Raw genomic sequence first — 14,624 nt, 5'->3', positions numbered from 1 at the left:
AGGCTCACTCCAACAATGGGATTGGGTGCAGGCAGTTGGAGATTGATCGGCTCATAGGCCGCCATCGCTGGCAAGCCAGCTCCCACATTTTGGATTGGGTGCAGGCAGTTGGAGATTGGTCGGCTCGTAGGCCGCTATCGCTGGCAAGCCAGCTCCCACATTTGGATTGGGTGCAGGTAGTTGGAGATTGGTCGGCTGTCAGGCCGCCATCGCGAGCAGGCTCACTCCTACAGAAAAGCAAAAGCCGACCACATGCTTTTCACCACTCAACAGGATGAGCGCAAGCTCGGCTGCAGCTCTTGATCTTGCCGTGCCGGCCCCTTCGGCAGGCTGAGTGGAGGGGTTTATCCGGGGGTGGGAGCGCAGCGACCGTTTGGCGAAGCCAAATGCATCGAGAGGAGGTGCAGCGAAGCAAACCGGAGGCGATGCCCCCGGATGAACCCCGCAACGAAGGAACCCGAGCCTAAGCGAGGGCCGGACGCCGGGGCCAAGCCTTTTGGTTACTTTTCGGCGTCTGGAAAAGTGACTCGCCGTAAGGGCGAAACCGCCAGCCGCCACACCCCAAAAAACGGATAACCCCCCAAAACCCCAGGAACATGGTCGGCCCAAAGGCCGCCACGTCCAAAACCATCAAGCGTCGCGACGAACCCTGAACCAAGCCGCATACAAAGCAGGCAAAAACAAAAGCGTCAAAGCCGTAGCCACAATCAACCCCCCCATAATCGCCACCGCCATCGGCCCAAAAAACACACTGCGCGACAAAGGAATCATCGCCAACACCGCCGCCAAAGCCGTCAAAACGATCGGCCGAAACCGCCGCACCGTCGCCTCGATAATCGCCTGCCAAGGCTTAAGACCAGAGGCAATATCCTGCTCGATCTGATCCACCAGAATCACCGAGTTACGCATGATCATCCCCGACAGTGCGATCGTCCCCAGCATCGCCACAAACCCGAACGGCTGGCGGAACACCATCAGAAACAACACCACCCCGATCAACCCCAGCGGCGCCGTCAGAAACACCATCGCCGTGCGCGAAAAACTGCGCAGTTGCACCATCAGCAACGTCAGCACCACCACAATGAACATTGGCACCCCGGCATTCACCGACTTCTGCCCACGCTCCGAGTCCTCCACCGTACCGCCAACATCCAGCAGATACCCGTCAGGCAATTCGGCGCGAATCGGATCCAGCGTCGGCTGAATCTGCTGCACCAGCGTCGCCGGCTGCTCCTTGCCGTAAATGTCCGCGCGCACCGTCACCGTTGGCAACCGATTGCGATGCCAGATGACGCCTTCCTCAAACCCATATTCCAGCGTGGCAATCTGCGACAACGCCACACTGCGCCCGTTATCGGTCGGCACCGCCAGGCTCGGCAACAGCGACAACTCGGTGCGCTCATGCACGGTGCCGCGCAGCAGAATCTCGATCAGTTCGTTGTCCTCGCGGTACTGGCTGACACTCGAACCCGTCAGCGAACTCTGGAGGAATTTCGCCAGATTGGCCGTGCTCACACCGAGCGCCCGGGCACGGTCCTGATCGATGTTCAGGTACACCACCTTGCTCGGTTCTTCCCAATCCAGGTGCACGTTGACCACGTGCGGGTTCTCGCGCACCTTGGCCGCCACTTTGCGCGCCAAGGCGCGGACCTCTTCGATGTGCTCACCGGTGATGCGGAACTGCACCGGATAGCCAACCGGCGGGCCGTTTTCCAGACGCGTGACCCGCGAACGCAAGGCCGGGAATTGCTCGTTCAACGTGTCGATCAACCAGGTGCGCAGGGTCTCGCGCTCCTCGATGTTTTTCGCCAACACCACAAACTGGGCGAAGCTCGCCGCCGGCAGTTGTTGATCCAGCGGCAGGTAGAAACGCGGCGAACCGGTACCGACATACGCCACATAGTTGTCGATGCCGGCGTGATCCTTGAGCATCGCTTCCAGGCGTTTGACCTCGGCCGTGGTGTTGGCCAGCGACGCCCCTTCAGCGAGTTTCAGATCGACCATCAATTCCAGTCGATTGGAGGCCGGGAAGAACTGCTGCGGGACGAAACGGAACAGCATCACCGACGCAATAAACAGCCCCACTGTCAGCACAATCACGGTTTTGCGGTGCGCCACGCACCACTCCACCAGACGTCGAACCCGTTGATAGAACGGCGTGCCATACGGGTCGGCCTGGCCGTCAGTCGTGCCGTGTTTGGCCGCATGAATCTTCGCCAGATCCGGCAAGAGTTTTTCCCCCAGATACGGCACGAACATCACCGCCGCCACCCATGAGGCGAGCAACGCGATGGTCACCACCTGGAAGATCGAACGGGTGTATTCGCCAGTGCCGGACTGCGCGGTGGCAATCGGCAGGAAGCCGGCGGCGGTGATCAGCGTGCCGGTGAGCATCGGGAACGCGGTACTGGTCCAGGCGTAACTGGCGGCCTTGATCCGGTCGAAGCCCTGCTCCATTTTGATCGCCATCATTTCCACGGCGATGATCGCGTCGTCCACCAGCAAGCCCAACGCCAGCACCAGCGCGCCGAGAGAGATCTTGTGCAGACCGATGCCGAGGTAATACATGCAGGCGAACGTCATCGCCAGCACCAGTGGAATGGTCAGCGCGACCACCATGCCGGTGCGCACACCGAGGGAGAAGAAGCTCACCAGCAACACGATCGCCAGCGCCTCGACCAACACCTGGACGAATTCGCCGACACCGGTTTTCACCGCTGCCGGTTGGTCGGACACCTTGCGCAGCTGCATGCCGGCCGGGAGGTTCTTTTGCAGGCGCGAGAATTCGCCCTCCAGCGCTTTACCCAGCACCAGAATGTCGCCGCCGTCCTTCATCGCCACCGCAAGACCGATGGCGTCTTCGCCCATGAAGCGCATGCGGGGCGCCGGTGGATCGTTGAAACCGCGACGCACGTCAGCGACATCGGAGATGCGGAACGTCCGATCACCGACCCGGATCGGGAAATTCTTGATCTCGTCGACCGTCTGAAAATTCCCCGAGACCCTTAGCTGCACACGCTCGCTGCCGGTCTCGAAAAAGCCGGCGGTGGACACCGCGTTCTGCTCTTCCAGCGCCTGCTGTACCGCCGCCAGTGGCAAGCCAAGGGTGGCGAGTTTGACGTTGGACAGCTCGACCCAGATTTTCTCGTCCTGCAAGCCAAGCAGATCGACCTTGCCGACATCCTTGACCCGTTGCAGTTGGATCTGGATACGGTCGGCGTAATCCTTGAGCACCGCGTAGTCGAAACCGTCGCCGGTCAGCGCGTAGATATTGCCGAAGGTGGTGCCGAATTCATCGTTGAAAAACGGCCCTTGAATCCCCGGCGGCAAGGTCTGGCGAATGTCACTGACCTTCTTGCGCACCTGATACCAGAGGTCGGGAATGTCCACAGAATGCATGGAGTCGCGGGCAATAAAGGTGACCTGCGACTCGCCCGGGCGGGAGAACGACACGATGCGTTCGTATTCGCCGGTTTCCATCAGTTTCTTTTCGATGCGTTCAGTGACCTGACGCGAGACTTCCTGCGCGGTCGCCCCCGGCCAACGGGTCTGGATGACCATGGCCTTGAAGGTGAACGGCGGGTCTTCGCTCTGGCCGAGTTTGGTGTAAGACAACGCGCCGACGATGGCCAGCAAAAGCATCAGGAACAGTACGATCTGGCGATTACGCAGCGCCCATTCAGAAAGGTTGAAGCGCATCGGGACTTACTCCTTGTCCGCCAAATTGACCACACGGTTGGAGCGATCCACAGGCCGCACCTGCTGACCTTCGAGCAATACGTGAACGCCGGCGGCGACTACCCAGTCGCTGGCGTTGAGGCCTTCGAGCACCGGCACGCTTTTCTCGCCGAACGGGCCGATGCGCACCGGGGTCTTTTTCAGGGTGTTATTGGCGCTGACGACCCAGACGTAGGTCGCGCCGTTTTCCGCGGTGAGCGCCGAGAGCGGCACCGACAGCGGCACGGCATCCGCCGATTGCACAAACACCCGGGCGCTCTGGCCGAGTTCCGCCGGGACTTTGCCACTGGTGAACGAGATGCGTGCAGCGAAGGTGCGGGATTTCGGATCGGCTGCCGGCGACAGTTCACGAATCTGCCCGGCGAAGCGCTGGTTCTGCTGGGTCCACAGTTCAACGGTCACTGACTGGCCGACCTTGAACCGTCCGAAGCTCTGCTCCGGCAGGCTGATCGACACTTCGCGCTCGCCATCAGTGGCGAGGGTGAACACGGTTTGCCCGGCGGCAACCACTTGCCCGACTTCCACCGAACGCTTGGCCACCACGCCGTCCTGCGGTGCGCGCAGCACGGCGTAACTGGCCTGGTTGGTCGAGACGTTGAATTCGGCTTTGATCTGCTTGAGACGGGCTTCGCCGGAGCGGTAGAGGTTTTCCGCATTGTCATAGGCGGAACGGCTGACCATCTGCCGCTCCATCAGGGTCTTGTAGCGGTCACGCTCGGCGCGCACCAGATTCAGATTGGCTTCAGCGGCGGCGACCTGTGCGCGGGTGGCTTCCAGCTGCAGGCGCACATCCTGCGGATCGAGTTCAGCCAGTGGCTGATCGGCCTTGACGCGCTGGCCTTCCTCGACCAGTCGTCGGCTGACTTTGCCGCCAATGCGGAACGCCAGATCGGGTTCGTAGCGAGCGCGCACTTCGCCCGGATAACTTTCCATCGCCTGCGCCGAAGGCTCTGGCTGCACCACCATGGCCGGTCGAACGCTGACTTGCGTCGCCTCTTCCTGACCGCACGCGGACAATAAAAAAGCCAGGCTGACTGGCACGGCAAACGACAACGCATGGCGGAACATGGTGACGGACCTTTCGCTAATGGTGCTTGGAATATTTATACTGGCCGGTATGGTATTAATAGCAAACTCACCAGTCCAGTATTAAAAGCGAAGAATGTCGAACAATCTTTCAGCTCCAAACGGCCCGGGCCGTCCGAAGGACCCGGCCAAGCGCCGGGCGATCCTCGATGCGGCGAAAACCCTGTTTCTGAGTCACGGCTACGCCAACACCAGCATGGACGCGGTCGCCGCCGAGGCTGGCGTGTCGAAACTGACGGTTTACAGCCATTTCAACGACAAGGAGACGCTGTTCTCCTCCGCCGTGATGGCCAAATGCGAGGAGCAACTACCGCCGCTGTTCTTCGAATTGCCCGCCGGAATCCCCGTGGAAAAAGTGTTGCTGAACATTGCCCGGGGCTTTCATCAGCTGATCAACAGCGACGAGTCGGTGAATCTGCACCGCTTGATGATGGCGCTGGGTACGCAAGATCCGAAGCTGTCGCAGATTTTCTTCGAAGCCGGTCCCGAGCGCATGGTGCAAGGGATGGAGCGGCTGCTGAAACGCATCGACGAAACCGGCGCGCTGCGCATCGATCAGTCGCGTAATGCGGCCGAGCATTTCTTCTGCCTGATCAAGGGCGCGGGGAATTTTCGCTTGCTGTATTGCTGCGGTGAGCCGCTGAGCGAAGAGGCTTCAGAGAGTCATGTGCAGGAAGTGGTGGGGTTGTTCATGCGGGCGTATCGGCCCTGATTCTGCGGTGTTTTTGCGGACGCCTTCGCGAGCAAGCTCGCTCCCACATTGGATTGCATTTCAAATGTGGGAGCGAGCTTGCTCGCGAATGGACGCAACTCGGTCTCAGGGTTTCAACGCTTTCTTCGGGTAGATGTCATACCGACTGGATTTGCCATCCAGCGCATGGCTCGGTTTCGGCCCCTCGATGCACGGCGCCTTGCGCGGACGCTTGACCACCACCCGATGCGTCGCCAGTGCCAATGCCGCTTCGAGCAGCGCCGGTGCATCCGGATCATCCCCGACCAGTGGCCGGAACAGGCGCATTTCCTTCTTCACCAGCGCGGTTTTCTCGCGGTGCGGGAACATCGGGTCGAGGTAGATCACCTGCGGCGGCTCGCCCTCCCAGTTGCGCATGACTTCGATGGAGTTGCCCTTGAGCAGCTTCATCCGCGCGACAATCGGCGCCACGTCGAAATCTTCCGCCGCCCGCGCCAGACCATCCTCCAGCAACGCGCCGATCAACGGCTGACGCTCGATCAGGCTCATCTCGCAGCCCAGACTGGCCAGCACGAACGCGTCCTTGCCCAGCCCCGCCGTGGCATCCAGCACCCGTGGGCGCACGCCCTGGGCGATGCCGACCGCCTTGGCGATCATCTGCCCGCTGCCGCCACCGTACAGACGCCGATGCGCCGCGCCACCCTCGACGAAGTCCACGCGCACCGGCCCCGGTGCATCCGGGCCGAGCTGTTGCAGCTGCAAACCCTGCTCGCCGACCTGCAAGGCGAACTCGCCGTCGGCCACCTGCAGCGGCAGGCCCAGCCGCTCGGCCCACTGCTCGGCCTGCGCTTCAAACGTCGGGGCAAGGGCCTGGACATGGATGCGGCAGGCCGCGGGTTGCTCAATCATGAAAACACGCTCAAAAAAGTTAAGGATCGGCAAAAAGTGGCCGATAAACCAATCAACGCGCATTTTGCCAGAGCTGAGCGTCAACCGAAAAAAATGTCAGGCATTCTTCCCACATCGATTGGCTACATTTCGCCCAAGGGCGACTTCAGCCGTCATAACACTCAAGCATTGGGCGGCGTCAGTCACCTGTGGCAGGATTTCTTTGCCCAGGCTCTGGCCGAACAGACGAGTGATGTGGTGCCGGCCTGTGGCACCTTTCCACCGGTTGACCTGAACAGCCCGGAAGAACCGACCCTGGGCAGCGAGCTGCACGCGCACATCGTCGAGCAGCGTCAGTGCGACGTGGTCGACACCGAAGTGCGTCCGCCGGAGCCGCTGTTCCTGCCGATCGCCGAGTTCGAAACCGACCTGCTGGACAAGCCGTTCCCACCGTTCCCGCCAGAAGAACTCAAGGCTCAGCAAGAGCAGCAGGATTTCGACAGCAGTTGGGTCCGGCCGATCGTGATCAACAACGGTCAGCCTGTGCCAGAGCCTGGCCCGGCGCCGCAGAAAAAGCCGCTGTACCTGCCGATTGCCGAATTCGATCTCGATCTGCTGCAAAAACCTTATCCGCCGTTCCCGCCGGAAGAAATTGCCGAGCAACAGAAGGCACTGAACTTCGATAACGGCTGGGCGCGCCCGATCGTCCTGCAGAACCTGCGCCTCGCCGCCTGACACCTCAGCGACACACGCTCCAGCGCCCGACATCGACATGGAAGTGATTGCGATGGGCGGCGTTGTAATCCGGACTCAACACCACACTGAACGCCTCGCAGGCGCCGTCGCGCACCTGCCGCAGAAACCGTGCGTCCTGATTCTGCTTCGGCCAGTCCTTGAGCACGCTGATGCTGCGCCCGTCCGCCAGACGAAAACCGGCAATGTCCAGCGCATCGGCACTGGCATGCCGGCTGAGCGCCCCGCTCTCGCGGTTATAGACATTGCGACAGGCAAAGCTGCCGAGGTGATCAAGCCGCGCCACCCTCTGCCCGTAAACAGATTGCGCGGCGGGTTGCAGGGTATGCCGCTCAAACATCGCGTAAGCCACCGCCAGCGGGCAACTGGCGAGGAAGCTGCTGCTCAGCGCCACCTCGCCGCCCTGCACGCGCACGGCGTCAACCAAAGGACACTTGGCGTCGGGGCTGTCGGCTTGCGCTGTGACGCGCAGACCCGAGCTGCTCAGGACTTGTGCGCATAACTCGGGATTGCCGCGCAGGCGCATCAGTTTGAAACCGGTCAGCCAGTTCGGCGCGGCCTTCACGTCCAGCGGCGCCCACGGATTCCACTCGGCCGGTACGTCGAGCCAGCCGCGCCAGACGCTGACCACGGCGCCAGCAATCACCAACAGTACCGACAGCGCGATCCAGCGGCCCATGCTCAGCCTTTGAAAAATTGATTGGCCTTGGCGTACGGCATCGATTGCGACGTGAAGCCGAACGTGCCGTGCTGCTGGATTTCTTCTGCCGCGCGGAAGAACTCACCGAACGCCGCCAGGGCCAGTGCCGAACCGGTACTGATGCGCCGCACGCCCATTTCTTCGAGCTCCTTCACGGTCAGTTTCAAACCGCCGGACATCAACACATTGACCGGCTTCGGCGCCACTGCGCGCACCACCGCCAGCACTTCTTCGGCGTTACGCAAACCTGGCGCGTATAGCACGTCGGCGCCGGCCTCGGCGAAGGCTTGCAGGCGGCGAATGGTGTCGTGGATATCGGGATTGCCGTGCAGGTAGTTTTCCGCGCGGGCGGTCAGGGTGAAGGGAAATGGCAGTGTGCGCACGGCGGCGACGGCGGCTTCGATACGTGCCACGGCATGTTCAAAGCAGTAAATCGGTGCGTCGGCACGGCCCGTGGCGTCCTCGATCGAACCGCCCACCGCGCCGGCCTCGGCGGCACGCAGCAAGCTTTTGGCGCACTCGGCCGGGTCATCGGCGAAACCGTTTTCCAGGTCCACCGCCACCGGCAGATCGGTGGCCGCGACAATTGCCCGGACATTGGCCAGGGTGTCATCGAGACTCAAGGCGCCGTCGGCCTTGCCTTGAGAAAACGCGTAACCGGCACTGGTGGTCGCCAGCGCCTGATAGCCCAGACTGGCGAGCATCTTCGCCGAGCCGGCATCCCACGGGTTGGGAATCACGAAAATCCCCACACCTTCATGCAGGGCTTTGAAGGCTTGGGCTTTGCGGGCTTGTTCGTTACGGGCGTGGGCATCCATCGGCAGGCTCCTGAGCAGGGAAAATCCGCCTCAGAGCAAGCCGAGTTGCTCGGCGGCGGGTTCTCTGTATAGCTCAGGCAGGGATGGCAGGCCAGGCAAACGTTGCATCAATTGTGCGTGAAAACGTTGCGCCAGCTTCGCCGCCATGACGTTGTCGGCGGTGTGCAGGAAGATATAGGGCGTGCGGCCCTCTTCGATCCACTCGGCAATTTTCGCCACCCATGGCACCAGGAACGGGTCGTTAGCCTCAAGCTCGGGGTGGCCGATGAAGCGCACCTGCGGGAACTGGGTGAACGCCGCCGGACGGGTCGGTACCCGGGGCTTTTTCGATTGCGCGTGGATCACCGAAGACTCGGTCGACAGGCAACTGAACAGCGCCCGTGGATCGAGGCAGATGCGTTCTACGCCACGGTCGAGCAGCAAGCGATTGAGCAGGCGTTCGCTCTCACCCTTGGCAAAGAACTGTTCGTGACGCACTTCCACCGCCAGCGGCCGGTCCAGCGCGTCGATGAACGCGGTCAGCTCCGGCAGTCGATGCGGGGTGAAGCTTTTCGACAATTGCAGCCACAGCGGCGAAACACGTTCGCCGAGCGGGCTGAGCAGGTTTACGAAAGTTTCGGCGGCGGTCAGTTGATCGCGCAGGTCACCGCTGTGGCTGATGTCGCCGGGAAACTTGGCGGTGAAGCGAAAGTGTTCGGGCATGGTCTCGGCCCAACGCTGCACGGTGGCCGGCGACGGGCTGGCGTAGAAGGTCGTGTTGCCTTCGACGGCGTTGAACACTTGGGAGTAGAGAGCGAGGAAGTCGGAGGTCTTGGCGTCTTCGGGGTACAGATACTCGCGCCAGGCGTTTTCACTCCAGGACGGGCAACCGAGGTAGTAAGGCAGATCCATCAGATGTACAAGTCGAGGCCCAACACATCCGCATCCCAATCGACAAAACCGGCGGTGCTCAGGTAGCTGGCCAGGGCCATTGCTACGCTTTTGCTCATGGCGCGGTGATAAATCATGTCTTGCTGACGGGCAGGCAGATTGGCAAGGCGTTGTGCGGAGGCTTTGGCAGCGCGGGCGGCCAGTTGCTCTTCAGTCGGGAATTCCAGCTCGCCGTCGATATCGTCGACGGATTCATCCAGCGCCACATTGCCTTTGCGAGGCTTGCGCTTGATGGGGTAGGACTGAGAGGAGAGGCCGTCTATACGCATAAATTCATGCTCGGTATCGATGATGGCAATTTAGCGGCACTTGACCGACTTAGCAAACTGCCGAGTGATAACTAGAACACATAAAGCGTAAAAGGTTTAAAGCCCGGGGTTGGAAACTGACGATTGGCAGAATTTGTAATAAGGCACTGAATTCTGCGTGAGTGCTTTTGTGGCGAGGGAGCTTGCTCCCGCTGGGCTGCGAAGCGGCCCCAATAATCTCAGCGTCCGAGCCAGAAACGTGTACGACTGCTGCGCAGCCGAGCGGGAGCAAGCTCCCTCGCCACAGGGGAATTGCAAACATCCAGATAAATCAGCGAGCCTTCGGGGTGGCGACTTTATCGCGCAGATAAACCGGTTGCGCATCATCGGCCGGGATCGACTCACCGCGTTCCCAGGCAAACCGCGCCAGGGTCAGCAGGTCTTCAGCGTGAGGCAGCATGCCGGCTTCCTGACCGGACAGACTGACCGCGATCCGCTCACCATAGCCCCAACCGGTACCGGCACCGAACCATTCGCCGCTGGCATCGGCCGGCAATGCCGCCACTTCCGGCGGCAGTACCGCTTCGACACCGACCAGACGCATCTCGCCCGCGGTTTCGCGGTAGCAGCCCCAATACACTTCATCCATCCGCGCATCAATGGCCGCCGCAACCTGGCTCACGCCGTGTTCGCGATACGCACGTTGCGCCAGTACGGCCAGGTTCGACACCGGCAGCACCGGACGATCCAGCGCGAACGCCAGCCCCTGCACCACGCCGATGGCAATCCGCACGCCGGTAAACGCACCCGGCCCGCGACCGAACGCGATGGCGTCCACCGCTTGCAGCGTGGTGCCGGCATCGGCCAGCAGTTGCTGGATCATCGGCAGCAGTTTCTGCGCGTGCAAACGCGGGATCACCTCGTAATGGCTCGTGACCTTGCCGTCATGCAGCAAGGCAACGGAGCAAGCTTCGGTCGCGGTGTCCAGGGCCAGCAAGGTGCTCATCGATGTATCCAAAACAGGTGGTGGAAAAAGTGCGTCAGTATAAACAACTACGGCCCGCAAGCGGGCCGAGGATGATGCAGCCAATCAGCTTTTTCAGCTCAGCGCTTCGAGCACCTTGGCGGTGATCGCTTCCACCGAACCAACGCCCGGGATGTGGCTGTACTTCGGCTTGCCGTTGGCAGCGGAGAGCTTCTGGTAGAAGTCCACCAGCGGCTTGGTCTGCGAATGGTAGACCGACAGGCGATGACGCACGGTTTCTTCGGTGTCGTCCTTGCGCTGCACCAGATCGTCGCCGGTAACGTCGTCTTTGCCAGCCACTTTCGGCGGGTTGTAGACGATGTGGTAAACGCGGCCGCTGGCCTCGTGAACGCGACGACCAGCGATACGCTGAACGATTTCTTCGTCCTCAACAGCGATTTCAACCACGGCGTCCAGCTCGACACCGGCGGTTACCAGTGCTTCGGCCTGTGGAATGGTGCGCGGGAAACCGTCGAACAGAAAGCCGTTGGCGCAGTCTGGTTGAGCGATGCGATCCTGCACCAGCGCGATGATCAGGTCATCCGACACCAGACCGCCGGCATCCATGATGCTCTTGGCTTGAACGCCCAGCGGAGTGCCGGCCTTGACCGCAGCACGCAGCATGTCGCCGGTGGAGATTTGCGGAATGCCGAATTTCTCGGTGATGAACTTAGCCTGAGTACCTTTACCGGCCCCGGGAGCTCCCAGCAGAATGACGCGCATCGATGTGCTCCTCAATTTTTTATATAGAAAACAACAGGATTCGCCTCTTGGGGCGGATCTTAAAAATATGGGTCGTGGCCGCACAAACGGCCAAAGGCTGATCAAGATACACAGCAGGCTGCGCCCACACAAGACGCCAAAAGTCGGAGAAACCGCCGCCTGCCGCGACCTTGCGAGCCGGTGAGCCAAGTCGCAACCCCATCACTAACTGTCGCCTGCCCGCACTTGCTCGCCGTATACAAAGCGACACCCGGCCTGTGCACCGGGCGCCTGACACGACAGCAAAAACCTTAGCCGGTATTACGCAAACCGGCGGCGATCCCCGCCACAGACACCAGCAGCGCCTGTTCCACCGGGCTGCCCTGCTCGACATTCTGTTGCCGCGAACGGGCCAACAGTTCGGCCTGCAATAGATGTAGCGGATCGAGATAGGTGTTGCGCAGACGGATGAATTCCAGGGTGTCCGGGCTATGTGCCAGCAGCTGCGACTGGCCGGTCAGGCCGAGTACCACCGCGCACGCCTGCGACAATAGGTCGCGTAACTGCGCGCCCAACGGCAGCAAGTCCGGCTCGACCAGACGCTGATCGTACGACAGCGCGATGTCGGCGTCGGCCTTGGCCAGAACCATTTCCAGCATGTCGATACGGGTGCGGAAGAACGGCCACTGTTCGCGCATCTGCCCGAGCAGTTCGCCCTCGCCACGCGCCAGCGCCTTGCTCAACGCGGTTTCCCAGCCGAGCCAGGCCGGCAGCATCAGACGGGTCTGGGTCCAGCCGAAAATCCACGGAATCGCCCGCAGACTTTCGATGCCACCGGCACGGCGCTTGGCTGGGCGGCTGCCGAGGGGCAGACGTCCCAACTCCTGCTCCGGCGTCGATTGGCGGAAATACTCGACGAACTGCGGATTTTCCCGCACCACGGCGCGATACGCGGCGACGCCGTCGGCGGCCAGTTCATCCATCAGATGGCGCCATTCGGGCGTCGGTGGCGGTGGTGGCAACAACGTCGCTTCCAGCACGGCAGCCAGATACAGATTGAGGTTCTGCTCGGCGATGTCCGGCAGGCCGAATTTGAATCGAATCATTTCGCCCTGCTCGGTGGTGCGGAAGCGCCCCGCCACCGACCCCGGCGGCTGCGACAGGATCGCCGCGTGCGCCGGACCGCCGCCACGGCCCACGGTGCCACCGCGACCATGGAACAACAGCAGTTCGACTTGCTGCTCGCGGCAGATCTCCACCAGCCGCTCCTGGGCGCGATATTGCGCCCACGCCGCAGCGGTGGTGCCGGCATCCTTGGCAGAGTCGGAATAACCGATCATCACTTCCTGCGGGCCTTGCAGCCTGGCGCGGTAACCCGGCAGCAGCAACAGACGTTCCATCACCGGCCCGGCGTTGTCGAGGTCGGCGAGGGTTTCGAACAGCGGCACCACGCGCATCGGCCGCAGCACACCGGACTCTTTGAGCAGCAGTTGCACCGCCAGCACGTCGGAGGCGGCGCCTGCCATCGAGATCACGTAGGAACCCAGCGATGCACTCGGTGCGGCAGCGATTTCCTTGCAGGTGGCGAGCACTTCAGCGGTGTCGGCGGACGGTTTGAAATGCGCCGGGAGCAGTGGCCGACGATTGCTCAATTCGCGGGTGAGGAAGCTGATGCGCTGTTCTTCGTCCCAGTCTTCGTAGCGACCGAGGCCGAGGTAATCGGTGATTTCGGTCATTGCCGAGCTGTGTCGCGTCGAATCCTGACGCACATCGAGGCGCACCAGGAACAGGCCGAAGGTCACCGCCCGGCGCAGGCAATCGAGCAACGGTCCGTCAGCGATCACGCCCATGCCGCATTCGTGCAACGAGTTGAAACACAGTTCCAGCGGATCTAGCAGATCGCGGTTGTTGTGCAACACGTCAGCCGGTGCCGGCGTGTTGGCCGTCAGCGACGCCTGTGCCCAGTTGCGCGTGGCGCGCAGGCGTTCGCGCAATTGCTTGAGCACCGCCCGATAGGGTTCGGCGCTGTCGCCGGCCTTGGCCTTGAGCGCGTCGCTGGCCTGCTGCATCGACAGTTCAGCAGCGAGGTGATCGACATCGCGCAGGTACAGATCGGCAGCCATCCAGCGCGCCAGCAACAGCACCTCGCGGGTCACCGCTGCCGTGACGTTCGGGTTGCCGTCACGGTCGCCGCCCATCCACGAAGCAAAGCGGATCGGCGCCGCCTCCAGCGGCAAACGCAAGCCGGTGGCAGCAAACAACGCCTGGTCGGCCTTGCGCATGTGGTTGGGAATCGCCTGCCACAGCGAGTGTTCGATCACCGCAAACCCCCACTTGGCCTCGTCGACCGGGGTCGGCCGGGTGCGGCGGATTTCTTCGGTGTGCCAAGCTTCGGCGATCAGCCGTTGCAGGGTGTTCTGGATCTGCTCGCGCTCGGCGCTGGTCAGGTCGCGATGATCCTGTGCCGCCAGTTGTCCGGCGATCGCATCGTATTTCTGGATCAACGTGCGCCGCGCCACTTCAGTGGGGTGCGCGGTCAGCACCAGTTCGATTTCCAGGCGCGCCAGTTGCCGGGCCAGGGATTCGGCGCTGTGGCCTTCGTTGCGCAGGCGGGCGAGCAGTTCCGGGAGCACGCGGGATTCGAACGGCGCCGGCTGCGACTCTTCGCGACGATGAATCAATTGATACTGCTCGGCGATGTTCGCCAGGTTGAGAAACTGGTTGAACGCCCGCGCCACCGGCAGCAGTTCGTCTTCGCTCAACTGATTGAGGCTGGCGCTGAGTTCGGCGTCCATCGAGCCACGCCGGTCGGCCTTGGCGCCCTTGCGGATCTGCTCGATCTTGTCGAGAAATTCCTCGCCGTACTGGTCGCGGATGGTATTGCCCAACAGCTCACCCAACAGGTGAACGTCCTCGCGCAAGCGTGCATCAATATCGGTCATCAGCAGTTCTCCAGCGGTAATCGGGACGGCTCAGAAACGAATGCTTTGCCCAGAGAGTGCCGCTCTACGGCGCTTCTTACAAGCAGACGACGAAGGGACTTTAA

Annotated in this window: 12 protein-coding genes; 2 read left to right on the top strand and 10 right to left on the bottom strand. The window is 61.8% G+C overall.

Features of this window, described 5'->3' with window-relative positions; translation table 11 throughout:
- Nucleotides 1-630: 630 nt before the first annotated feature.
- A complete protein-coding gene (locus tag ACVHNU_RS02115; RefSeq protein ID WP_473018909.1) occupies nt 631-3,699 on the bottom strand; it encodes an efflux RND transporter permease subunit in 3,069 nt (1,022 codons plus the stop codon).
- 6 nt (nt 3,700-3,705) lie between these two features.
- Nucleotides 3,706-4,806: an efflux RND transporter periplasmic adaptor subunit gene (locus ACVHNU_RS02110; RefSeq protein WP_473018908.1), complete on the bottom strand. Its 1,101-nt coding sequence runs from the start codon at nt 4,804-4,806 to the stop codon at nt 3,706-3,708.
- A 94-nt stretch (nt 4,807-4,900) separates the two neighbouring features.
- On the opposite strand from ACVHNU_RS02110, the gene ACVHNU_RS02105 reads away from it, so the two are divergent.
- Nucleotides 4,901-5,536: a TetR/AcrR family transcriptional regulator C-terminal domain-containing protein gene (locus ACVHNU_RS02105; RefSeq protein WP_473018907.1), complete on the top strand. Its 636-nt coding sequence runs from the start codon at nt 4,901-4,903 to the stop codon at nt 5,534-5,536.
- Nucleotides 5,537-5,641: 105 nt separating this feature from the next.
- Here ACVHNU_RS02105 and ACVHNU_RS02100 read toward each other — a convergent pair whose 3' ends face one another.
- Nucleotides 5,642-6,424 (bottom strand): class I SAM-dependent methyltransferase, encoded by a 783-nt coding sequence (locus ACVHNU_RS02100; RefSeq protein ID WP_103485395.1) that lies wholly within the window; start codon nt 6,422-6,424, stop codon nt 5,642-5,644.
- A gap of 93 nt (nt 6,425-6,517) precedes the next feature.
- Between ACVHNU_RS02100 and ACVHNU_RS02095 the strand changes: the two genes are divergently transcribed.
- Complete coding sequence (locus ACVHNU_RS02095) at nt 6,518-7,138, top strand: energy transducer TonB (RefSeq protein ID WP_473020048.1); 621 nt, start codon at nt 6,518-6,520, stop codon at nt 7,136-7,138.
- A 4-nt stretch (nt 7,139-7,142) separates the two neighbouring features.
- On the opposite strand, the gene ACVHNU_RS02090 is transcribed toward ACVHNU_RS02095, so the two are convergent.
- The 7 genes from ACVHNU_RS02090 to ppc form a co-directional block, all read right to left on the bottom strand.
- On the bottom strand, nt 7,143-7,835 hold the full coding sequence (locus ACVHNU_RS02090; protein WP_473018906.1) for an extensin-like domain-containing protein: 693 nt from the start codon (nt 7,833-7,835) through the stop codon (nt 7,143-7,145).
- Between the two features lie 2 nt (nt 7,836-7,837).
- Nucleotides 7,838-8,674, bottom strand: a complete 837-nt coding sequence (locus ACVHNU_RS02085; RefSeq protein ID WP_003222073.1) for an isocitrate lyase/PEP mutase family protein — start codon at nt 8,672-8,674, stop codon at nt 7,838-7,840.
- Between the two features lie 30 nt (nt 8,675-8,704).
- Entirely contained in the window at nt 8,705-9,565 is an 861-nt protein-coding gene (locus ACVHNU_RS02080; protein ID WP_103368432.1) for a DUF72 domain-containing protein, read from the bottom strand.
- A complete protein-coding gene (locus ACVHNU_RS02075) occupies nt 9,565-9,873 on the bottom strand; it encodes a hypothetical protein (protein ID WP_003222071.1) in 309 nt (102 codons plus the stop codon). The genes ACVHNU_RS02080 and ACVHNU_RS02075 overlap by 1 nt, the downstream gene beginning before the upstream one ends.
- 310 nt (nt 9,874-10,183) lie before the next feature.
- Nucleotides 10,184-10,858 carry a tRNA (adenosine(37)-N6)-threonylcarbamoyltransferase complex dimerization subunit type 1 TsaB gene (gene tsaB / locus ACVHNU_RS02070; protein WP_473018905.1) on the bottom strand — a complete coding sequence of 225 codons (675 nt, stop codon included), beginning with the start codon at nt 10,856-10,858 and terminating at the stop codon, nt 10,184-10,186.
- A gap of 93 nt (nt 10,859-10,951) precedes the next feature.
- Nucleotides 10,952-11,599, bottom strand: coding sequence for an adenylate kinase (gene adk / locus ACVHNU_RS02065; RefSeq protein ID WP_003222067.1), 648 nt, complete (start codon nt 11,597-11,599; stop codon nt 10,952-10,954).
- Between the two features lie 290 nt (nt 11,600-11,889).
- Nucleotides 11,890-14,520, bottom strand: a complete 2,631-nt coding sequence (ppc, locus tag ACVHNU_RS02060) for a phosphoenolpyruvate carboxylase (protein WP_473018904.1) — start codon at nt 14,518-14,520, stop codon at nt 11,890-11,892.
- Nucleotides 14,521-14,624: the final 104 nt, after the last annotated feature.

It is taken from the genome of Pseudomonas sp. Ors-4-3C, from assembly GCF_055755035.1.
This window is presented reverse-complemented; position numbering and strand designations above follow the sequence as displayed.